The following is a 21,139-nucleotide window of genomic DNA, read 5'->3' on the forward strand; positions in this document are numbered from 1 at the left end:
ATACCTCCGTCAAATTCCGTATGCACGGGCTATAGCTTCAAGTTCAGCCTTCAAGGGCTGCTCCGCTTCTTTCGGAACGTGAATGATGAGCACCCCGCCAAATACGGTCTCCCATTTTCCATTCCGGCTCAGCACCCGCTCCCTAAATGCGGCAAGCTCCGGCGAACGGGCGGCTTCCCGGCTGAGCAGCCTGACCACTTTCCGGTAATCCGACTTACGCACGGTTTCCACATAGTGACAGACGCCGCGCTCTTCTTTTACTTTTATAATGTCTCCCAAAGACAACTCCGGTCTGAACACAGGCGTCTCTTCAATCCGGTATTCGTTCTCGCCGATGCGCGTCACCTCGAGAATTTCAATTTCGCGTCCCGCTTCGTCGAAACAAAGCTGAACCTCCATAAACTCAGGCATCGGTCGCCTCCAATCACTGTTATGTACCTAACTCTACAATAGACCACGAAGCGGCAAAATTCAAATAACACGCTTAGCGGAGCGCCCGGGCAACGATTCGCTCAAACCAGCTCCACGGCAGCAGCATCCTGCCTCCGATCAGCAGCCGCGAGCCCCTTCCAAGCGTATAGCGCAGCCTGGGTGAGCGCAGGCGCACAATGCGGCCGATCAGGTCGGCAACCTCCTGCGGATCGGGCGCCGTAACCGCAGCCTTGCGCGAATACCGAAGCACCGCATCCAGACGCGCTTTGTAAGGAGAGTCCCCGGCGGCGGCGATCTGCGACAGGCCCTTGTTCCAAATGGCGGTGCGGTACGCTCCCGGCTCCAGTATAACGACCTTCACCCCCAGCGGCGACATTTCATGCCGCAGGCTCTCGCTGAAGCCCTCGACCGCGAATTTGGAAGCCGCGTAAGGCGCGTAACCGGGAAAAGCGGCTAGGCCGCTGACGCTGCCGATGTTGACGATGAGGCCTGCCCGGCGTTCCCGCATATGCGGAAGAACGGCTTTCGTCACCGCGACCAGACCGAAAAAATTCGTCTCCAGCTGGCGGCGCCAATCCTCCATCGGCACCTCTTCCACAAAGCCGCCCACTGCATAGCCGGCATTATTGACCAGGACGTCGATTCTGCCGTAAGCAGCCAGAACCGCATTCACGGTCTCTTCGATTCCGGCGGGGTCGGTCACATCCATACGCATCACCTGCACACGGTCCAGGATGCCGGAGCGCTCCGCCCGCCGCTCGAGCTCATCCTTCCTCGATGGCTCGCGCATAGCCGCGATGACCCTGAAGCCCTGCTCCGCCAGCTTTACCACCGTGAGCAGCCCGAAGCCGCTGGATGCCCCCGTGACGATGGCGACCGCGTCCGCGTTCCGGTACTCCGATTGATTCAATGGAACCTCTCCTTATAGTGCTTTATTCGCTTCTCACACTATCAGCCTGACGACCCAACTGATCAGATAGGCGGCAGGTTCGAGAACAAGCTGCCCGAGCAGCGTGCCCAGAAACCGGGAGCCCATGAGCAGCACATATACCTTGCCGAGCCGGCTGCGGTGTTCCGGGCTGGCTGTCGCCTTGTCGGTAATTAGCCCAAGCTGCGGGTCGATGAAGATCGTCAGCAGAATCGTCGCCAGCCCGTTAATAATCCCCGAGGCCTGGGAAGCGGTCATGCTGTACTTCGGAACGAGATGGGCCGCGAACAGCGACGACATTACGCCCACCGTATAAAAAGCCGTAACGAAAATATTCAGCACGATCAACCGTTTTGGAACATCCAGGTACCGGAAATAGTACAACCCGATTTTCGGCCGTCTGATATATTTGCGGGTATTTTTCAATTGTCCGATGGTGACGCTGGCCAGCAGCTTCGGAATCGATCCCTGGATCTCCAGCTTGGAGATGATGCGCTCAAACAGTCCGATAAATGTGGGAAACAGTCCGATTGCAATCAGCGTTCCCAGCGATCCGCCCAGCAGAATAATCCTTAAATAATTCTCCAGGGGAAAGCTTGAATCGGTTCTCGCCACATCCACAAACTTGGCTGTCAGCGGAGCCTGAATCAGATTGGCTGTTCGGGATACCAGTACGATTATGCCGGTCAGGGACAGCGCGATCGCGATTTTGTTCAGCCTGACCCCGGCGTACCGGACGGAATACGATAACGTTTCGGCGGTATGTATAACCATTGTAAGAAGAAAGACGACAAGCAGATTTCCGGCCATTCCGGTTTCCTCCCAGGCTCCGCCCTATTCTTCAGGGCTGTATTGCGGAGCATTCCCATGACTGGGTATATCATCCATCCCATTCTAGCACACCGCCGGCGGCAAGTCTTCGGCAAAAAAATGACAGGCGGCCCGCTAAAGGGACCGCCTGTCCTGTCTTTTGCAACTTACATTCCGATCATCTCGGACAACCCGGACAGCTCTTGCAATTCAGACGTTACAAAGCTCCGCCTGCCTCGTCTCCAAGCTGCGCCAGCCCCGCTTCTCTGCGGCGGATACGGTATGTCAGGGCGAGATCGGCGGCAAATGCTAGAGAAACCAAGGGAAGGAGCACGCTCCAGACATTCGCCGTTAACGAGTACAGACGAATCATCAGCGGATGAACGGCAACGAGGCATACAACCGCTAATCCCCACCAGTACAGAGAGAACAGCAGACAAATATGCCCGCCGAGCTGAAACTCTTGGCTCGAGTAATCCCACCATCGGCGGCGGAACAGAAGCTTCAGTAGCGCTCCTGCGGCATATTCTACAGCCGACGGTACGATAAATGTCGCGGCCAGAAACAGCGGCAGCGGCATGTCTGTACCGCCTAGAGCCAGCAGCAGCAGAGGCGCGAAGCCGTACATCGGTTTATACGGCCCTTTCATAAGCCCCTCTTTGCGGAACGTCCCGCAGCTGTACCAATTATACATACCCTCTATAAACCAGCCCAATATCGAGTAGACGATAAAATAAAAAAAATATTCTCCCGGCACACTATGCGCCGCCTCCCGGCTCCAAGACAACAATCCCGACATGATAATCGTTCCCGCCTTCCTGTCCGATGGAATATCCGATTTCTTGAAATCGGGCATAGTATGCCATCCGGAAGACGGGAGTATGCGCGCAAAAAAAATCCACAGACACCTGTGTGCTGCGGACTTAATCCATTATTTCAATCGAATATAAATTCCTGTCTTGTCATCCGATACTTTAAAACGGGGATAGCGAATACATTCAGCATCTTCCTGCTCTAATTGCAGCAGCCACTCCGCATAAGGCTCAAGACCTTCTCGCGAAACCTGACGGACCAGCGACTTTACCGCATCTTCTTCGGCGGTTTCGCCCTCGTTCGGGTAAAACAGGCCGTCCGACACAAGCAGCAGGCTTTTCAGCTTAATCCGATTGATTCTTCCATATTCGAAAAACTGCTCCGCTTCCGCCATCCCGTTAAGCACGGAATACCCTTCCGGCGTATTCATTTTTTGCTTGTTTGCTGCAATCACCGGCTTGACTGTCTCCCACAATTGATCTTTGGAACGCACTCCCGCCTCAATGCCATCCAGCCATATCTGCTTTGATTCATGATCAATCGCAGCTACATGATCACGGGTGATCGGCCGAATGGAACCATCTTCATATATCGCATAGATCATACAATCGCCAACCTGAATGAAATCGATGCCGGTATCGGTTATACGAATAAGAGCTGCTCCTGCTGTCCATAATTCATTCTTCGACTGCAGATTAATCCCGCACCGTTTCATTTCCTGCCCCAGCCGGAAGTTCGCTTCCTGCAGGAGGTCTTTCATTCCTTTAAATTCAGCTGCGGTTACATTTTCAGCGTATTGCTTAATGATTTGTGAAGCAAGTCTGCCGCCGGTCTCATTTCCGTCCCCACGATATGGAACAAGCGAAGTTGCGCCGTCTACTACACCATAGAGCTTCAATTCTTCATTCAATAAGATGGCATCCTCGTTCCACTCCCCTGTGCCTTGAAGCGAAATCCAATCCATTTCAATCATGTTACCCATCCCCTGTCCAATATTAAATCAATCCACCAGCAATGACATCCATATTCCCTAATCTTTAGGGCATGTACGGCAGTAATTGTGAAACATATGCACGGAGATCAGCTTCCTGATCCATCTCTAAATTGTTAAGGGTAAGCGTAATCTGCTCCCAGCGCAGACGGGCGTCTTCCAAAGGCTCCAGGCTTTTAAACGTATTGACCGCATCAAGGAGTACACTATATTTTCTATTTAAAGCATAGTTTCGGGAGATAGCCTGAATCGTCTCTGTCTGAATCGGCAAATACCCGGTGGCCTCAAGCACCTTGGCTTGAGCCCCGGAAGATGCGAGATAGTTCACCACATCTTCTGCCGCACCCGCAGCCTTCTTTCCAGCCACGATGCCAAATGAGCTGATATGGGGCAATAACACATTCCCGCCAGCAAGCGGCGCCGGAAGCATGTCATATATAAACTTCCCGGCAATGTAATGGTCCAGCCAAGGTATCATATTCGAATTTGTTATATAGAATAACGTCTTACCGGATATGAAATCGCTGGAAGCCAACTGATTGGCTAGAGGCTTCATAGCCTTCGACTCAAAGACAAGCCCTCTCCACATCCGGAGCAGTTGTTCCAGTCTTTGACTTCCGGGCAGGCCGCTTTCTAGGGTTTGTTCCCATAAATTCAGCAGTATAAATGGCTTTGAATCATCCATTACCAGCGCCTGCTCCCAACCTGCCGAATTGCGCGCAGTCAGATCGGTTTTCCAGGCCTTTGTTTTGGAGCCAAGCTCTCCCAGAGAAGAGAAGCCGATCACGTTGTCCACACCCGTCCATTTCATCAGGTCCTTATTGTAGAACATCACCGGAACGGAGACTCCTGCCGGAACAGCCCATAATCGTCCGCCATAAGTGAATGGCTTGGCTGCCGCAGGCAAAATCTCTTCGGGGAGAAGCGCATTGCCGGATATCGGCGCCAACGCATTCGATTGAACCAGTTCAGAAAGTCCGTAGGAGCTATCCAGCTCAACGATCTGCGGAGCCGTTTGGATCGATAACGCCGCGAGCAGCTCGTTATGCAACTCTTTATAGGAAGGGAATACTCTCACTTCCAGTTCAACACCCGAATGGGCCTCCTGATACGCAGCCAGCAGGTCCGACCAGCCAGCCGTGTATATCCAGCAGACCAGCTTTTCCTTTTCCGTGTCATACTGCTCCGGGACCCGCTTGACCTCAGTAAAATAGTTGGAGTATACAATGACAGTAACCGCAATAATGACCAATAATGCCGCCCAGACCACACCGTTCTTTGCCATTGTCTTCCTCCCTTCTATTGGGTCCACAGATACCTTTAATGCCACGGAATCATTACAAGGATAACCCTTTTCCGCCGGACAGCTTATTCGCAATGAGCAATGAAATTAGCGTACTTAACGTCAGGATCGATGCAAGCGCCGCACCCGTCCCATAGTTGGAAGTGAATACCTCGCTGTAGATCGTAACGGAAATCGTTGCTGTTGCTCCATAATACAATACAAGGGTCGAGCTGAGCTCGTTAATTGTTGTAATCCAGCTCAGAATCGCTCCGGATATCACCCCCGGCGCCATCAGCCGCCCTGTTGTCTTAAAGAACGTCTTCATGGGCGGAACACCCAGACTAATTGAAGCTTCCTCCACACTGCGGTCAAGCTGATGAAGAATGGCTGTGCTGGAGCGTATGGTGTATGGAATTTTACGCACGACATAGGCAATGACAAGAATAATCCATGTCCCTGTCAGCACAATCGGCGGTTTGTTAAAAGCGATAATAAGGCTTATCCCAAGCACCGTTCCCGGCATCACATACGGAATCATCAGAATTCCGTCCAGCGCCGCTGTAAGCTTGGATTTGCGCCGCACCAGGATATACGAAATCAGCATGCCGCCCGCAACCATAATAATGATGGACAGGATGGAATAGGAATACGTGTGAATAATCGAACGGGGAACCCGGTACAGGACTTCCCTGTAGCTGTCAAGGCTAAACCCTGACTGAAATACAGGACCCTTCGTTTTGATAAATGATGTTAATATTACGGTCAGCTGCGGCAGTATCGAAATACATGCGGGAATAAAAGCAACAATCGTTAGCAGCGTCTTCGCCAAGGGTTTAAGCGGAATCAGCTTCGGTGTCCGCATACCCGTCATCGAAAAGTTTTTACGTGCGACGAAATAGCGCTGAGTAAACAAGACCGACGTGGAGAACAAGATCAGGATGATGCTGAGCGTGCTTGCCATAGCCGGGTTGCCGCCCATTTCACTCACGAATTGCTCATACGCAAGAATAGGAAGCACCTTGAAGCCTTGTCCCAGCAGCATCGGTGTGCCGAAATCCGCGAAGGAAGCCATAAACACCATGAGCGCCCCGGCGGACAGAGTTGGAAAAATCAGCGGCAATGTCACGGTGCGAAGACGCTGCCAGGAGGTCATCCCCAAACTTTCCGACGCCTCTTCCAGTGAAGTATCAATGGTCTTCAGCGCGCCGGATACATACAGAAAGATATGCGGATAGAACTGCAGCGCGAATACGAACACGATACCGTGCATCCCATAGATGGACGGAACCGAAATGCCGAGGTCACGAATAAATCTTGTAATAAAGCCGTTATTGCCCATGAGCAAGATCCACGAATATGCGCCAATGAATGGAGGCGACAGCAGAGACATCACAATCATAATCTGCATGAGACCTTTGAATTTAATCGCATATCTGGTAGATAAATAGGCCAGTGGAACTCCAATCAGGATCGCGCCTATTGTGGCAAGCGCGGATACCATGAAGCTGTTCAGCAGCGCTACACGGTAATATTTTAATGAAATGAAGGTAATATAATTTTCGATGGTGAAGCCGCCTTCTTCGCTGATAAAGCTGTTGATGAATAACGTAACCAGCGGGTAAACCACGAAGACGCACAGCAGCAGATAGACCACGAGCGTGACTGCGGTCCAGAAATCCCATTTTTTGAACAGCAGTCTCTGCCAGATTACATTGCCCGGATTAGGCTCAACCCTCGCTTGCACGATAGATAACCTCCTCGCCGCTGCCATTGTAAATGACGGACTGGCTCAGTTGAAGATCAAGATACACGGGCTGCTTCGGCTTGTAAATATCCCGCGTATACGATGGATGGTCATGAACCTCAACGAATTCTCCGGACGACATTTTAACCGTATAGCTGACCTTTTCCCCGAGAAATGTAACCCCATCTATCGTCCCCTTATATTCATGTTCCTCGGAGGGCTCCGGCGATATCTTTACACGTTCAGGCCGAATCGAGAACAGAACCTTACCGGAATGCGGCTTCTGAAGAGGAAGCTGGGTTTCAAGTCCCATCAGCTTTATATTGGCGGAACTGTTCAGTTTGGCACCTTCCTCACAGCTTCCGTCCAAGAAATTTGAGGTGCCCATGAAATTGGCTACAAAACGATTCTGCGGATACAAATAAATCTCTTGCGGGGGAGCAATCTGTTGAACCGTTCCATTATGGAGGACAGCAATGCGGTCAGATACAGCCAGCGCCTCCTCTTGATCATGTGTAACGTAGATTGTCGTGATATTCAAGTCTTTTTGCAGCTTGCGAATATCCGTACGCATCTTCACCCTTAGCTTGGCATCAAGATTAGATAAGGGTTCATCCATCAACAGTAAGGCCGGACGAATGACAATGGCGCGGGCCAAGGCAATCCGCTGCTGCTGTCCGCCGCTCATGTTGGAAGGAATGCGGTCTTTAAGATGCGTGAGCTCCACCATGTCAAGGGCTTCCAGCACACGGGTCCGGATTTCCTCCTTGGACACTTTTCTCGCCTTGAGGCCATAGGCTACATTATCAAATACAGTCATATGGGGAAAAATCGCATAGTTCTGAAACACCATGCCGATATTGCGTTCATGTGTAGGTACATCGTTAATTAATTTCTTGTTGAAATAAATATTACCCTCTTCTTGTCTATAGAAGCCGGCTATGGTTCGAAGCAGCGTCGTCTTGCCGCATCCGCTTGGTCCTAACAATGTGAAGAACTCGCCTTCTTCAATGGTAAAATGCGCATTATTAACTGCCTTTGCCTCGCCGAAAAATTTTGTTACGTGATCGAAAACAACCTTGCTCATGATTATCCCCTCGCTTCCGGTAATGACGGGGAATAGCGGCGGCAGCCGGTTAAAAGCGCCCTGCCGCCACTCTCCCCTGATACGTGATGCTTTATTCCTGTCCAGTCGTGATTCGGGTGAACTTTTTAATAATTTCATCTTTATTTGATGCGGCCCAATCAAAGTTATAATCGACCAGCTTGATATCGCCTGTCTGAGGCAGGCCCTCCACAGGAGCTACATCCTTGCGTACAGAGCGGCGCTTGAATTCTTTTTGAACGAGCTCCTGCGCATCTTTACTTACGAGGAAATCGACGAACTGTTTGGCCTGCTCGAGATTTTTGCTGTCTTTAATAATTGCGGCTCCGTCAGGAACAGCAGAGGTTCCTTCTGCCGGATAAATAATGCCGATTTGCGAACCTCCTTCAATGTAACGAAGAGCCGCATCCTCAAGGGTAATGCCGAGCGCGAATTCTTTGTCCGGAACGGCACGCTGTACAAGGCTTGAACCTGAAAGGATCTTGCCATCCATATTCGCCACCAGCTTCTTCACATAATCCCATCCCTTGCCGTCTTCTTTGCCGAACGCTGTAAGCATCGTTACGAGTTGTGTATAGGAAGAGCCTGATTTGGAAGGGTCGGCAAAAGCGATATTGCCCTTCCACTTCGGATCAAGCAGATCCTCCCAGGATTTAGGCAGCTCATTTTCGGATACCAGCTCTTTATTGTAGGTAATAACCATTGGCAGCGCGTTGAATGGCGTCCAGTAAGAATTCACATCCACGTAAGCGGGCAGCAGGCTGTCGAATTCCTTTGTCTTATAAGGTTGGAAATATTCTTTGTAGGATTCCAGGGAGTCGGCGCCGCCTGCCCAGAATACATCACCAAGCGGATTACCGGTTTCAGCCTGCACTCGTTTAAGCAGTTCTCCCGTACCTCCGGAGATTAAATCCACCGTAATTCCTGTGCGGTCTTGAAATTCCTTAATAATGGGATTGTTGATTTCCGCTGCATTCGGAGAGTATACCGTTAATTTCCCGCCTGCAGCCTTGCTTCCGCTATTAGAACCGGTTGTTGCAGCTGTATCATCTTTAGCTCCGCATGCCGTGATCGTTACTGTCATCAATGCCAAAGCGACCAAACCTTTAAGCCATCCTTTTTTCATTTCTTCCCAACCTCCGCTTGATGTCATGTTTTCTTTCATTGATTGAATCTATACCAACTATACTTACCGGATTCTGTTCGCTCAATGGGACAAAATTTCGTAACTGTTTAAAAAAATGACTCCCAAAAACAGTAAAATCGCCCTCTTGTGAGGACGATCCCTTGATTTCACTGGTTTTATTATTTACATTAAACTAACGCATCTATGTCATAAAAATCATAAAAGTTCTCTATCCTTACGGAATTCCGTAGGGGTCTTGCCTGTAGCTTTGCGGAATAACTGGCTGAAATAGCGTGAATCCTGATAACCGACGGCAAGCGAGACCTCATATATCCGCGAATCCGGAGAACACAAGAGCTCCATCGCCTTTTCCATTCTCACCTGTGTCACATAATCAATAAAGGTCGTTCCCGTATGCTTGCGAAACAGTCTGCTGAAATGCGCCTCACTCACATGGAACTGGGAAGCCAACTGCTGCAATGATAGCTCTTCAGCATAGCGTGTCTGAATGAATGCCTCCACCTGTTTGAAATTGGCGGCATCAGGAGTTACGGCCTGCTCTCCCCACAGCTCGATATCGCCAAACTCATGTACTCCGCTCTTCTGCCCCGAACCCGGACGCTTGAAATGGAGCGCAGCCACCGCCTCGCGGTGAGCCTGCCCTATATCCTCGAAGCTTCGATGCGGCAAGCTTAGCCCAATAGCCAGTTGATTTTCACCGGAAATCTCTTGAATCCTTCTCCAGAGCTGTTTACTATGATCTCCCGAATCAGCCCCGATCATTAACGCCGCACGGTTCTCACCGAGCGTCACAGGAGGCCCCATGAGTATATCCCATAAATGGTCATGCAGGTCATCCTTCAACTGCTCGTGCCAGTATTTATGGTCTTCATACTGGATCAGAGCAATGCGGAAGCCTTCATTGCAAAGCCGATGGTTATCAATCAGCTCCGTTAACATCTTCAAGGATTTCGGATTGGAGATCCCCATTAATTGATCATGGAGAAGCTTCTCCAGCACAATGGTATAGCCTGCCGCCACCCATTCTCTAAGCTCCTGTTCGACTGTTTCATTTTCCCTGCTGGCCTTGATTTCCCCACAGACTTTTTCTATAACCTCCAATAACTCGTCCGGATTAGTAGGCTTTAACACAAAATCAGCCACCTTAAGCTTCACTGCCTGTTGCGCATATGTAAAGTCATCAAATCCCGTTAAAAATATGATGCGAATATTAGGGTGAATCCGCTGCGCTTCTTCCGCGAGCTGCATTCCATTCATAACCGGCATACGAATATCGGTCAGCAGAATATCCGGTTTATAATCCTTGACCGCTTGCAGCGATTGCTCTCCGTTCGAGGCCTCGGCCACAATCTCACATTCGAGAGCTTGCCAGTCAATCGTCTGCTTCAGCCCCTCCCTTATGAGCCATTCATCATCCGTTATCAACACTTTATACAACCCGCTCAACCTCCTTCGGATCGACAATACAAGGAATACGAATCGTAACCTTCGTCCCTTTGCCCGCTTCACTCTCTACATCCAGCCGATATGCAGTCCCAAAATGCAGCTCCAGCCGTTTCTTCAAATTATGCAGGCCTATCCGCGTCTTCGCGGATTGTGCGCTCTCTTCTTCGTGCTCCCACAGCTTTGCAAGCTTGTCCCCGGTCATACCGACACCATCGTCCTCCACGACGAATTGTACACTTTGGTCTATAACCCCCGCCCAGATCAATAATTTCCCCTCGCCGTCCTTCATCTCCAGCCCGTGGCCTACAGCATTTTCCACCAGAGGCTGCAGTAAAAGCTTCGGTGTGTAGAAATCCAGAATCTTCTCGTCAATATCAAGCTCTATATTAATTTTGTCGCGGTATCTAAGTTGAACAATCGTCAAATAGTTGCGTATTTGCTTCATGTCCTCACGAATCGGAATCACCGGATTGCCGCGCCGTATGCTGAACCGAAGCAGGTTGCCCAGCGATAAAGCCACTTTGCTGATCGCATCCATTCCGTGTATCCGCGCCATCCAATTAATGGAATCGAGTGCATTATATAAAAAGTGGGGCGTAAACTGCGCTTGAATCGCCTTGATTTCCGCCTCCTGCACCTGAATCTGCTTCTCATAGCCTTCGTGAATTAACCGGTTGATCTGCCTGAGCATCGTATTAAAGCTGCGTCCCAGATGGCCGACTTCGTCGTTATATTTGGATGGGAAGGTAACATCCATTCTGCCCTTCTCCACCTCATTCATCAATAAGCGAAGCTTCCGTAAAGGACGTGTCATATAGTCTGATAGCAAATATGCGACGCAATAACTAATCAGTATACAAGAAATCACGATAAATATCGTCAAATTACGGATACTGTGACTTTCCTTCGTCAATACACCAATTGGCACGGCACTCACCATTTTAAAACCGGAGGAATCCGAGGAGTCATAAATAATCATTTTGTCAGACCCTTCGTCCACTGCGGAAAAATAGCCCTTGGTGCCGCGCAGCACTTCATCCATATAGCTTTTATTCAGACGCGTTCCGACCTGCTGCTTGGAGGGGCTGCTGGAGATGACATATCCGTTCGCATCCAGCAAATACACCTCGCCGCCGGGATACTGATGAGCCTTTTGATACTTGTCCGCCAGCGCGGACTCCTTGATATCCACAATGAAATAGCCGAGTGTCTCCCCTGTTTTTATCGATTTCAACAGCCTTCCCGAGCTTAACACAGCCCCGTAATCCTCAATCTTCTTCAGGGAGTAATGAGTATCCCAAGCAGGACCGCCGCCGGCAATTCTTGTTTTGCGGAATAATCCCCAGTTCGGCTGGTAATCCCGATAAGCGGGCGGCAAAAAATCGCCTGTAAAATAACGTTCACCGTTCACGCCGATCACATACAGCTCAATGTCCCAGGATTTAAAACCCAGAAAGCTCTTCAAAATCCCGTTCACCGTCTGCTCATCCTCATATTTCTCGGCCACGCTCCGGGATGATGAATTGGATAATATCCCCTGTATTTCCTCGTTGCTGTAGATGTACATGGACAATTGCTCAATATCCTGGACAAAGTCGGTCAAGCTGTGATTAACCTGTGACAGGTTCTCCAATATAATTTCGTACGCTTTGATCTGAATTTCCGTGGAAGCCTTGCGGTACGAGAACATACCAAGCAGCCCGAGGGGCAATATCGTGATGATCAAGAGCAGAAGCATTAATTTCGTCCTTAATCCCATGGAATGGAACTGATTGATCAGGCTCATGCTGTACGACTTCCTCTCAGCCCGCAGAATTTGTCGATAAATATATCACAATCCGCGGAGAGGCGACAACCGAATTTCTAAAATTCGAAATGGCTGGAACGGCGATAAAAAAAACATAACCCGAAGGTTATGCCCGGATATACGGCCTGCATTCACCGTATCGTTATTTGGGGTACTGCTCTTTAAGCGCCGGCGACGGGGCCGGACCGTCATTCAGCTTTCTGAGGCTCTCCAGCTTCATATCGCTGTGAACCCCGAAGTCCGAACCGTACTTCTTCTCAAGGGCGGCTCCCGCAAGAGCGTCCTGTCGTTTCTGCCGATAACGGGCGTTTCGATTCCGATCACGCATTTGCATTTTCCTCTCCAAGGGTAAAATGGATTACAGATCAAGAAGTGCGCCGCCAAACAACAGGTTATTAAAGCCGGTATGTACTTTAAGTATACAGGATGTACGGGTGTAAAAAAACAGGCTCTCCCGAAGGAAAGCCCGTTTTTTTCTTAAAAATATAAGGAAGTTTAAGCTCCGCGCTTATCCTTGGTCTTATATTTCTGCGATTAAGCCTTATTTTTTAGGCATTGGATCGGGATGGGCGGTTGGAGCCGGTTTGGCTTCCCACTCATCCGCTTCGGGTTCGATATCTACCCCGTTTTGAATCTTCTTTATTTCGGCCAGCGAGTCGCCTTCTTTATTTTCCCGATTGCGGATTTCCGCTTCATTTTGGATTTGATCGGCCATGCTTATCTCCTCCTTCACAGATTTTACTTTTTTTCACCCATAGTTATAGTTACCCGATGATGCCTTTTACAAACATGCTAAATGTTCTCTGGAGACGGGTTCTCCCGTATACAGTTTGGAAACCGGCATCTGGTTCCCCTGCATATGGCTGCTCGGGGCGGCAAATACTAGGCCAATCTTGCTTCTGGAGGCTGTGATTCGCGCCCGTTATCCCTTATCATGATAGAAAAAGAACGGCAAGGGGACGGGAAGATTGAAGCTGCTCTATAAGACAAGCGGAGACGGTCATGGTATTGAAGTATACGAAACGGATGAATTATATGGCGAGAAGGGGCGTTTCCGGGTGCTGCAATTTTCGGAGGAAGCGGTTCAGGGGGCAGTGGATTTGGATCGTCCGGAGCGCATCGTGTTCGAGTATCCAAGAGCGATCATTCATTTGATGGAGTGGAACAACCCTGGATTCGAGGACGTGTTCATCATCGGGCATGGGATCGGAACGATTTCCGGCTATTTTTCCGGCAAAAAAATAAAAATCGCGGAGATCAGCAGCCAGATCGAGGAAATCAGCCGAACGTATTTCGGGTACAGTGGGGATATTGTGAAGATCGGCGACGGACGCCGAACGCTTGAACAAGAGAGGGACGGAGCCTTCGATTATATCGTTCTCGACGCATTCAGCGACAAGGGAACGCCCCGGCATTTGATGTCGGAGGAGTTCTTCCGCTTAGTCCGGGCCAAGCTGAATCCGGGTGGCATGATACTGATGAATCTGACCGGAAAAGGCGGAAATGACCGGCTGATACAGGCGGTTCACACGACTTTGGCGTCGATATTTCCACATACCCAAGCGTTCATTCTCCCCGCGGAAGGCGCTTCGGCTCTTAAAAATATGATCCTCGCCGGCAGCAGCCGGCCCATTGGCTGCAAAGCCCGCCATATGGCGGGCTTTGCCGGGACGCTGCTCCCTCCGGGGCATATCCTGTCGGACTAGCTACCGCTTCGCCCTCACCGTGATCCCTTCCGCTTTCAGACGGTTGCGGAGCTCTCCGGCAAAAACGGCTGCACCGGCTCCGTCACCATGGATGCAGACCGTGTCCGCTTCAAGCGGGACTTCCGTTCCGTCCAAAGACAAGACCGTCCCTTCCTTGACCATGCGGATCACCTGGCGGACCAATTGCTCCATATCGGCAATCACCGCGCCCGGCTGACGCCGCGGCGTCAGTGCCCCGTCCCGCTGATAGGTCCGGTCGGCGAACACTTCGCTTGCCGTGGACAGCCCCGCCTCACGGCCGGCCGCAAGCAGCTGGCTTCCGGACAGGCCGTACAGCACCAGGGACGGGTCGAACCGGCGAACCGCCGCGGCGATGGCGTCGGCAAGCGGACGGGATGCCGCGGCCATGTTATACAGAGCGCCATGGGGCTTCACATGGCGGAGACGGCCCCCCTCCTGCCGGACGAAGGCCTCCAAAGCTCCGATCTGGTAAGTGACCAGATCGAACGCCTCTTCGGGAGAAATGTCCATGTTTCTTCTCCCAAAGCCCGCAAGATCCGGCAGGCCTGGATGGGCTCCTACGCTCACTCCCGCAGCGAGCGCGGACCGGACAGACTTTCTCATGACGGCGGGATCGCCCGCATGGAACCCGCAGGCGATATTCGCCGATGTGACTGCCTGTAACAATTCCGCGTCCGCGCCGATGGTATAAGCGCCAAAGCTCTCCCCCATATCGCAGTTCAAATCCACTTCAAGCATAATTATCCTCCTTCAGCTTCAGCCTGATCATCGTTTTCAGCCGCTTCAGCTTTCGTTCTTCTCGTATGAACAGGGATTCGGCCTCCTCCGGCGAAACCTCCCGAAACGCGATATGTCCTCCCGGCGTAGCCTGAGCCATCACCGGCAGGTCCGCGCTTATGACCTGCGCGATCTTCGGATAGCCGCCCAGCGTCTGCCGGTCGGCCATCAGCACAATCGGCTGCCCGTCCGCCGGAATCTGGACCGTCCCGAGCGCCACGGCCTCGGAAAGATATTCGCGCGGCGATTCCAGCTCCAGGGACGGCCCGGACAAGCGATAGCCCATCCGGTCCGATTGGGGAGTTACATGGAAAGAGGATTGCAGAAAGGCTTGGCGGCTCCGAAGAGTGAAGTCGTCCCACTGACGGCCACGGATAACCCGGATCGCCGGATTCTGGCCGTAGGCCGGAAGGAGCGACCAGGGAATGGCCCAGGATACCGCGTAGAAAGAGCCGTCTCCCGCGGGCGCCTCCGAAACCCCCAGCCGGGGAGTGCCAACGGGCAGCTCATCTCCCGCTCTTAACGCCCTCCCCTCAAATCCGCCGATCCCTGCGCGCAAGTACGTACTGCGGCTGCCCATTACCTCGGGGACATCAACTCCTCCGGATACCGCCAAATACGCCCGGCAGCCGGAGACCGGCTGCTTGAGAACGAGCCTGCTTCCTTTCCGTACGAACACGGGACGCCACATCGGCACCGCCCTGCCGTCTATCACGGGGGTCATATTGCCTCCCGTTATCGCAACCCAGTGATCCTGCTCGAACTCCGCGGCGAAGCCCGAAAGGGTTATCTCCAGCGCCGCCGCTCCGTCGTCGTTCCCCGCAAGCCAGTTCGCCGTACGATGGGCAAAACGGTCCATCGCACCGGAAACGATAATGCCATATTTTCCATAGCCTGTTCTCCCAAGATCCTGAACCGTCGCAAGCAGGCCCGGTTTATGTATTCGAATGCTCACGGCTGAATCCCCCGCAGTCTCCGGTATTCTTCCAGTCCGATCGGACGAAACCGGATATAGTCCCCTCCCTGAAGCAAGGTCGGCGGCAATTGATCCGGCCGAAACAATGCAAGCGGCGTTCTGCCGATAATCTGCCAGCCTCCTGGCGTTTCTATGGGATAAATGCCGGTTTGGGTACCGGCAATGCCGACCGAACCGGCAGGAATCCGAAGCCTGGGCGTCTTTTTGCGCGGCGCCGCAATGGTACCCGGCATTCCTCCCAAGTAAGGAAAACCCGGCGCAAAGCCGATGGCATACACAAGATATTGTTCTCCGGCATGAATCGAAACGACCTCCTCCTCGGATAACCCGTTCAATTCCGCCACAAGCCCGAGGTCCGGGCCGAATTCTCCGCCATAGCAGACGGGAATGTCAATGACCTCCGCGCTTAAGACCTCTTTGTCCTGCGCAGCTGATTTCTCCATGTCCCGCAGGAGAGAACACACATGCTCAAACGCCGTCATTTTCCGACCCGTAAGGCGAAGACCCATCAGATCATAATATACGCATAGCGTGGTAAAAGCAGGAACACATTCGACAAAACCGGAAAAAGGACGGCTTTCAATCCCTCGGACAGCCGCTCTTATTTCCTGATGAATCTTCTCGCTAATGCCAGAGCCGAATTCGACCAGCACCGCCGAGTCCCCCAGAGGGTAAAAAGACCAGGCCATCGCCGGGTCCCCCCTTTCTATTTGACCTTTTTCCAGCTCATTTCAGCGCCTCTTCCTAAACGCCAACCAGCCCAGCAACAGCAGAACAACGACAGCCAGCATCCCGATGCAGGCGAAAACCCGCATCATCCCCTCCCCGAAATGCATAAGGGGCATGCTGCGGAAAGAGAGCGCCGAGACGCTCATGCACATCACACCCATTCCGATCAGCAGAACCGCGATCAGCCATTCGATTTTCTTCATAAACGTCCCTCCCGCGGCTCACGCTCCAGCTCAAAATAAAGCTCGAAACAGGTTCCTTCCCCTGGTCTGCTGGCGACCGTTATTTTTCCTCCCAGCAGTCCTGTCAGCTTGTAAACGATGGACAGCCCCAGTCCGGTGCCCCCATGGCTTCGGGACCGGGATTTCTCCACCCGGTAAAATCGTTCGAATATAAAAGGGAGTTCGTCTGCCGGGATTCCGATTCCCGTATCCTCTACGGCAAGCTTCACCACCCCCGGCTGAAACGACAAACGGACATTGACCGTTCCCCGCTCGGTGTACCGGATTGCATTTTCCAGCAGATTCAGCATAATTTGCTCCATCCGGGCACCGTCCGTATACATCCGTTCCGGCGTTCCTTGTACTGTATAATTAAGTTCCAGGTTTTTGTCCCCGGCTTTAAGCTTTGTCTTTTCGACCGCCTGCTCCGTAAGTTCCGCCAAATCGACCCATTCCGGCTCAAGGCTAATCTTGCCTTCCTCCATTTTGGCCAGCTCGAACAGATCGTCCACAAGATGCTGAATCCGCCGCGCTTCCATAAAGATGATGTCAAGATAACGGTCCTTCTCCTCTTCCGTCTCGTACAACCGCTCTTTGACCACGTTCGCGTACCCCTCAAGGTAGGTAATCGGCGTCCGAAGCTCATGCGAGATATTGGCAAAAAACTCCTGCCGCGAATCCCGGTAACGCTGAAGATCGACGGCCAAATCGTTAATCGCCCCGGCTAGCGCGCCCATTTCATCCTTGCTCCCGATATCCACTCTCGTCTCCAGCTCTCCGGCGGCAATCTTCCGGGTAGCCTTCTGCATCTGCAGCAGCGGACGGGACAGGAACTGGGCAATAATCCAGGTACTCCCCAATGCGAGCAAAAACGCTCCAATGCCGGAGAGAATCAGCAATTTTCGCACTCCGGCCAACGACCGGTCCATCCTTTCGGTGGAGGCCATAATATACAGAGCGGAGACGACCTTTCCTTCCTTTACTACCGGTTCGCCCGAAACGAAATAACGCCCGCCCGCCGGGTCTTCATAAAGATAACTTACCTTTTTCCCCAAAAAAATCGCGTTCACATCCGAAGTCCGGATAAAAGACAGACACCCGGGCTCTTGAACGCCCGAGTGCATCATGACGTTTCCGTTCCGGTGCACATTATATATGCCTACGCCCGAAAATTCGGCGAATGTCCCCATCATACCGCCGGTATCGTTCTCCGAAGACTCGGCCATAACGCTAAAATGGGAGGCCAGCTCCTCCGTTTCCGTCCGCATATTGGCATAATAAAAGCTGGTGAACATCCGGTCGACAGCCACGCCCAGAAACAGCAGCACGACGAGAAACAGGCCGGAAATGACAAGGCCGAGCTTCAGGCCGATCCTATTGTTCTTCATTGGATTTCACCGGGCACCTGAAATTTATAGCCCACTCCCCAGACGGTCTGAACCGGATTGTAGCCAAGGCCGGCTTTTTGCAGCTTTTCGCGGATATTTTTGATATGGGTGTCCACAACCCGAGATTCACCCTCGAAATCCATTCCCCACAATCGTTCCACTAGCTCATCCCGGCTAAAGGCGCGCTGCAGGTTCCCGGACAGAACGGCCAGCAGATCGAATTCTTTCGGCGTCAGCTCGACTCCGTTATCCATCACGGACACCTCGCGGGCATCCGGACGGATGACCAGCCCCGGAAACTCCAGTACACGCTCCCTCGGAACCGCTGACTGAGCCAGGGACGCCCTGCGGATCAGCGAATGCATCCGGGCCACCAGTTCCTCCGGTTCAAACGGTTTGGTCAGATAATCGTCCGCCCCGATTTCAAGGCCCCGGATTTTGTCCTTTGTCTCGGAACGGGCGGTCAGCATGAGAATCGGCACGCTGTTCTTTTCCCTGACAGCCTGGCATACCTGCCAGCCATCCATGTCGGGCATCATTACATCGAGCAGCACGATATCGAACGGTTCTTTATCCATTATGGACAGCGCTTCCCGTCCCGTCGATGCTTCGCTGACCCGAAAGCCTTCCTTCGCCAGATAAATGCGGAGCAGATTGCGCATATTCCATTCATCATCCACAACAAGCGCACGGAGCTGCGCCATCATCGTCACCTTCTTTTTTCACGGTTGCCTATGCTGCAAATTCCGTACTATTCCGCTTTTTGATAACCCCTTAAAGCTTCAAGCTCCCGCTTCATTTGCTCATTTTGCGCTTTCAGCTCGTCAAGCTCCTGCCGAACGCCGGAATCGGATGCGGAAACGCCGTGCGAACCCTTTTTGCCATGTCCGTGTCCATGCGCTCCCTTCATCCCGAGCATCATAACAACCATCATCAGCGGGCATACCAGCACCAGCAGCGAAGACCAATTCATCCTTCATCTCTCCCGTCATTATTATAATATGGATTGGAACAAATTCATTATAGATGGAGAATATGTGGAAAATATGTCGACTCCGCCGGCGTTCAGCCGTCTTCTCATTATCGTTCAACCTTAAGCTGCAATCAATAAGAGCATGGTCGCAGCGCAAAGAAAACGGTCGGATTGCACTCATTTCATGTTAAGGCGTGACAAACAAGAAGAAACGCCTGACGGCGTCCTTAAGGACGCAAGTACGTTTCTCGTAGAAATATAAGGCCATTTATAAGCATGTAACTTATAAAGTCTTATATTTAAACAAAGCCATCCCGGGTTGGGATGGCTTTGCCTGAAGCATCGGCTAATCTACCATTCGGTATGGAAGACGCCCTCTTTGTCCGTTCTCTCATACGTATGCGCTCCGAAGTAATCCCGCTGGGCCTGAAGCAGATTCGCCGGCAGCCTTTCGGTCCGGTAGCTGTCAAAATAGGAGATGGCGCTGGCGAATGCCGGTACCGAAATTCCCCGGCCGACGGCGGCGATCACGGTATCCCGCCAATCCTGCTGGTATTGCTCGATAATATGCTGAAAATAATCATCCAATAGCAGATTGGTTAAATCGGGATTATGGTCAAAGGCCTGCTTGATTTTATTCAGGAACTGCGCCCGGATAATGCAGCCGCCCCGGAATATCATGGAAATACTGCCAAGGTCCAGATTCCAGCCATATTCCTTCGACGCTTTCGCGAGCAGGCTGAAGCCTTGAGCGTAGGCGCAGATTTTGCTGACGTATAGAGCCCTTCTAATCGACTCGATGAAATCGGCGGGGATTTCGGCTTCTTTCGGAGCCGGATCGCGAAAAGCTGTGCCGGCTGTGACGCGCTCATCTTTTAAAGCGGACAGATTACGTTCGAACACCGCGGCCGTAATGGTCGGAACAGGGACCTGGATATCGAGCGCGTTCTGGCTGGTCCATTTCCCCGTGCCCTTTTGCCCGGCGGAATCGAGAATCACATCCACCAGGTATTGCCCCGTGTCGGAGTCGATCTTCCCGAAGATGTCGGCCGTAATCTCAATCAGGTAGCTGTTCAGTTCCCCTTCATTCCACTGTGCGAACGCTTGCCGGATTTCAGGCGGCGACAGATGCAGCAGCCGCTGCATCAGCACATAAGCTTCGCTGATTAACTGCATGTCGGCATATTCAATCCCGTTGTGAACCATTTTGACAAAATGTCCGGCCCCGTCGCTGCCCGTGTAGGTGCAGCAGGGTTCTCCGTCGACCTTCGCCGAGATGTCGTTCAATATGGGCGCAATGAGCCGGTAGGCTTCGTAATTGCCGCCCGGCATAATGGAAGGTCCTTTAAGCGCGCCTTCTTCCCCTCCGGAAATACCTGTTCCGACAAAATGAATACCCCGTTCTTCCAGCTCGCGGCTTCTGCGGACCGTATCCTTATAAAAGGAATTGCCGCCGTCAACCAGCACATCCCCGCGTTCCAGATAAGGCAGCAGCTGGGCGATTGCCTCGTCTACTGGCTGACCCGCCTTCACCATCAGCAGAATTTTCCGGGGCCGCTCCAGCATCTCTGCCAAATCCTGCATGGTGTAAGCGCCCTTGATCTTCTTCTCCCCGGCCTCTGCCAGCAGATGGTCCGTCTTCTCCTTCGACCGATTGTATACGGCCACGGAATAACCGTGTTCGGCTATATTCAAGGCCAAATTCTTGCCCATGACGGCCAATCCGACAACTCCCACTTGCTGCTTGCTCATTCGCTCTCCAGCCCCCTGTTTATTAGTGGCACACTTGGACATATACACTCGGGCATAACGGAAGTCTTCCCTGGCGGCCGGCCGGGGA

General features: G+C 52.1%; 22 protein-coding genes. 1 reads left to right on the forward strand and 21 read right to left on the reverse strand.

Translation table 11 applies throughout. The annotated features are described in order from the left end of the window. Window positions 1-9 precede the first annotated feature (9 nt). From EH198_RS12610 to EH198_RS24640, 13 genes are all read right to left on the reverse strand, one after another. Window positions 10-411: a DUF4265 domain-containing protein gene (locus tag EH198_RS12610; protein WP_124695900.1), complete on the reverse strand. Its 402-nt coding sequence runs from the start codon at window positions 409-411 to the stop codon at window positions 10-12. A 73-nt stretch (window positions 412-484) separates the two neighbouring features. Beyond that, the gene (locus EH198_RS12615; protein WP_124695901.1) at window positions 485-1,342 is read right to left on the reverse strand and encodes an SDR family oxidoreductase; all 858 of its coding nucleotides are present in this window, start codon (window positions 1,340-1,342) and stop codon (window positions 485-487) included. A 33-nt stretch (window positions 1,343-1,375) separates the two neighbouring features. After that, window positions 1,376-2,170, reverse strand: coding sequence for a lipid II flippase Amj family protein (locus EH198_RS12620; RefSeq protein WP_124695902.1), 795 nt, complete (start codon window positions 2,168-2,170; stop codon window positions 1,376-1,378). A gap of 217 nt (window positions 2,171-2,387) precedes the next feature. Then, window positions 2,388-3,026: a putative ABC transporter permease gene (locus EH198_RS12625; protein ID WP_246014257.1), complete on the reverse strand. Its 639-nt coding sequence runs from the start codon at window positions 3,024-3,026 to the stop codon at window positions 2,388-2,390. Between the two features lie 75 nt (window positions 3,027-3,101). Next, window positions 3,102-3,956: a protein phosphatase 2C domain-containing protein gene (locus EH198_RS12630; RefSeq protein ID WP_185702862.1), complete on the reverse strand. Its 855-nt coding sequence runs from the start codon at window positions 3,954-3,956 to the stop codon at window positions 3,102-3,104. A gap of 64 nt (window positions 3,957-4,020) precedes the next feature. After that, a complete protein-coding gene (locus EH198_RS12635; RefSeq protein ID WP_124695904.1) occupies window positions 4,021-5,259 on the reverse strand; it encodes an extracellular solute-binding protein in 1,239 nt (412 codons plus the stop codon). Between the two features lie 52 nt (window positions 5,260-5,311). Next, window positions 5,312-7,003 carry an ABC transporter permease gene (locus EH198_RS12640; RefSeq protein WP_246014259.1) on the reverse strand — a complete coding sequence of 564 codons (1,692 nt, stop codon included), beginning with the start codon at window positions 7,001-7,003 and terminating at the stop codon, window positions 5,312-5,314. After that, window positions 6,987-8,090, reverse strand: a complete 1,104-nt coding sequence (locus EH198_RS12645; protein WP_124695906.1) for an ABC transporter ATP-binding protein — start codon at window positions 8,088-8,090, stop codon at window positions 6,987-6,989. Before EH198_RS12645 ends, EH198_RS12640 begins: the two co-directional genes overlap by 17 nt. Before the next feature lie 91 nt (window positions 8,091-8,181). Next, complete coding sequence (locus tag EH198_RS12650; protein WP_124695907.1) at window positions 8,182-9,234, reverse strand: ABC transporter substrate-binding protein; 1,053 nt, start codon at window positions 9,232-9,234, stop codon at window positions 8,182-8,184. Window positions 9,235-9,450: 216 nt separating this feature from the next. Beyond that, window positions 9,451-10,683 carry a response regulator gene (locus EH198_RS12655; protein WP_246014284.1) on the reverse strand — a complete coding sequence of 411 codons (1,233 nt, stop codon included), beginning with the start codon at window positions 10,681-10,683 and terminating at the stop codon, window positions 9,451-9,453. Between the two features lies 1 nt (window position 10,684). Next, the gene (locus EH198_RS12660) at window positions 10,685-12,487 is read right to left on the reverse strand and encodes a cache domain-containing sensor histidine kinase (protein WP_124695909.1); all 1,803 of its coding nucleotides are present in this window, start codon (window positions 12,485-12,487) and stop codon (window positions 10,685-10,687) included. Between the two features lie 163 nt (window positions 12,488-12,650). Then, window positions 12,651-12,836 (reverse strand): hypothetical protein, encoded by a 186-nt coding sequence (locus tag EH198_RS12665; RefSeq protein WP_124695910.1) that lies wholly within the window; start codon window positions 12,834-12,836, stop codon window positions 12,651-12,653. 213 nt (window positions 12,837-13,049) lie between these two features. Continuing rightward, window positions 13,050-13,223 (reverse strand): hypothetical protein, encoded by a 174-nt coding sequence (locus EH198_RS24640; protein ID WP_185702864.1) that lies wholly within the window; start codon window positions 13,221-13,223, stop codon window positions 13,050-13,052. 253 nt (window positions 13,224-13,476) lie between these two features. On the opposite strand from EH198_RS24640, the gene EH198_RS12670 reads away from it, so the two are divergent. Continuing rightward, the gene (locus EH198_RS12670) at window positions 13,477-14,214 is read left to right on the forward strand and encodes a spermidine synthase (protein ID WP_124695911.1); all 738 of its coding nucleotides are present in this window, start codon (window positions 13,477-13,479) and stop codon (window positions 14,212-14,214) included. Here EH198_RS12670 and EH198_RS12675 read toward each other — a convergent pair whose 3' ends face one another. The 8 genes from EH198_RS12675 to gndA all read right to left on the reverse strand — a co-directional run bounded on the left by EH198_RS12675 (window position 14,215) and on the right by gndA (window position 21,051). After that, on the reverse strand, window positions 14,215-14,973 hold the full coding sequence (locus EH198_RS12675) for a LamB/YcsF family protein (protein WP_124695912.1): 759 nt from the start codon (window positions 14,971-14,973) through the stop codon (window positions 14,215-14,217). It abuts the gene before it with no gap. Then, a complete protein-coding gene (locus tag EH198_RS12680) occupies window positions 14,966-15,967 on the reverse strand; it encodes a 5-oxoprolinase subunit C family protein (protein WP_124695913.1) in 1,002 nt (333 codons plus the stop codon). Before EH198_RS12680 ends, EH198_RS12675 begins: the two co-directional genes overlap by 8 nt. Then, window positions 15,964-16,677, reverse strand: a complete 714-nt coding sequence (gene pxpB / locus EH198_RS12685; protein ID WP_124695914.1) for a 5-oxoprolinase subunit PxpB — start codon at window positions 16,675-16,677, stop codon at window positions 15,964-15,966. The genes EH198_RS12680 and pxpB overlap by 4 nt, the downstream gene beginning before the upstream one ends. Before the next feature lie 42 nt (window positions 16,678-16,719). Then, window positions 16,720-16,920, reverse strand: coding sequence for a hypothetical protein (locus EH198_RS12690; protein ID WP_124695915.1), 201 nt, complete (start codon window positions 16,918-16,920; stop codon window positions 16,720-16,722). Next, a complete protein-coding gene (locus EH198_RS12695) occupies window positions 16,917-18,326 on the reverse strand; it encodes a sensor histidine kinase (protein WP_124695916.1) in 1,410 nt (469 codons plus the stop codon). The genes EH198_RS12690 and EH198_RS12695 overlap by 4 nt, the downstream gene beginning before the upstream one ends. Continuing rightward, entirely contained in the window at window positions 18,323-19,030 is a 708-nt protein-coding gene (locus tag EH198_RS12700; RefSeq protein ID WP_124695917.1) for a response regulator transcription factor, read from the reverse strand. The genes EH198_RS12695 and EH198_RS12700 overlap by 4 nt, the downstream gene beginning before the upstream one ends. A gap of 47 nt (window positions 19,031-19,077) precedes the next feature. Further along, complete coding sequence (locus tag EH198_RS12705) at window positions 19,078-19,299, reverse strand: hypothetical protein (RefSeq protein WP_124695918.1); 222 nt, start codon at window positions 19,297-19,299, stop codon at window positions 19,078-19,080. Between the two features lie 351 nt (window positions 19,300-19,650). Continuing rightward, window positions 19,651-21,051, reverse strand: coding sequence for an NADP-dependent phosphogluconate dehydrogenase (gene gndA / locus EH198_RS12710; RefSeq protein WP_124695919.1), 1,401 nt, complete (start codon window positions 21,049-21,051; stop codon window positions 19,651-19,653). Window positions 21,052-21,139: the final 88 nt, after the last annotated feature.

It is taken from the genome of Paenibacillus rhizophilus (genome assembly GCF_003854965.1).
Classification (GTDB): domain Bacteria; phylum Bacillota; class Bacilli; order Paenibacillales; family Paenibacillaceae; genus Paenibacillus_AQ; species Paenibacillus_AQ rhizophilus.

Excerpts from the sequence above, each read along its gene's own strand:
- EH198_RS12660 (WP_124695909.1), bottom strand. The coding sequence starts at position 12,487 with ATGAGCCTGATCAATCAGTTCCATTCCATGGGATTAAGGACGAAATTA.
- EH198_RS12650 (WP_124695907.1), bottom strand. The coding sequence starts at position 9,234 with ATGAAAAAAGGATGGCTTAAAGGTTTGGTCGCTTTGGCATTGATGACA.
- EH198_RS12620 (WP_124695902.1), bottom strand. The coding sequence starts at position 2,170 with ATGGCCGGAAATCTGCTTGTCGTCTTTCTTCTTACAATGGTTATACAT.
- EH198_RS12665 (WP_124695910.1), bottom strand. The coding sequence starts at position 12,836 with ATGCGTGATCGGAATCGAAACGCCCGTTATCGGCAGAAACGACAGGAC.
- EH198_RS12630 (WP_185702862.1), bottom strand. The coding sequence starts at position 3,956 with ATGATTGAAATGGATTGGATTTCGCTTCAAGGCACAGGGGAGTGGAAC.
- gndA (WP_124695919.1), bottom strand. The coding sequence starts at position 21,051 with ATGAGCAAGCAGCAAGTGGGAGTTGTCGGATTGGCCGTCATGGGCAAG.
- EH198_RS12675 (WP_124695912.1), bottom strand. The coding sequence starts at position 14,973 with ATGCTTGAAGTGGATTTGAACTGCGATATGGGGGAGAGCTTTGGCGCT.
- EH198_RS12625 (WP_246014257.1), bottom strand. The coding sequence starts at position 3,026 with ATGCCCGATTTCAAGAAATCGGATATTCCATCGGACAGGAAGGCGGGA.
- EH198_RS12695 (WP_124695916.1), bottom strand. The coding sequence starts at position 18,326 with ATGAAGAACAATAGGATCGGCCTGAAGCTCGGCCTTGTCATTTCCGGC.
- EH198_RS12705 (WP_124695918.1), bottom strand. The coding sequence starts at position 19,299 with ATGAATTGGTCTTCGCTGCTGGTGCTGGTATGCCCGCTGATGATGGTT.
- EH198_RS12610 (WP_124695900.1), bottom strand. The coding sequence starts at position 411 with ATGCCTGAGTTTATGGAGGTTCAGCTTTGTTTCGACGAAGCGGGACGC.
- pxpB (WP_124695914.1), bottom strand. The coding sequence starts at position 16,677 with ATGGCCTGGTCTTTTTACCCTCTGGGGGACTCGGCGGTGCTGGTCGAA.
- EH198_RS12700 (WP_124695917.1), bottom strand. The coding sequence starts at position 19,030 with ATGGCGCAGCTCCGTGCGCTTGTTGTGGATGATGAATGGAATATGCGC.
- EH198_RS24640 (WP_185702864.1), bottom strand. The coding sequence starts at position 13,223 with ATGGCCGATCAAATCCAAAATGAAGCGGAAATCCGCAATCGGGAAAAT.
- EH198_RS12645 (WP_124695906.1), bottom strand. The coding sequence starts at position 8,090 with ATGAGCAAGGTTGTTTTCGATCACGTAACAAAATTTTTCGGCGAGGCA.
- EH198_RS12690 (WP_124695915.1), bottom strand. The coding sequence starts at position 16,920 with ATGAAGAAAATCGAATGGCTGATCGCGGTTCTGCTGATCGGAATGGGT.
- EH198_RS12635 (WP_124695904.1), bottom strand. The coding sequence starts at position 5,259 with ATGGCAAAGAACGGTGTGGTCTGGGCGGCATTATTGGTCATTATTGCG.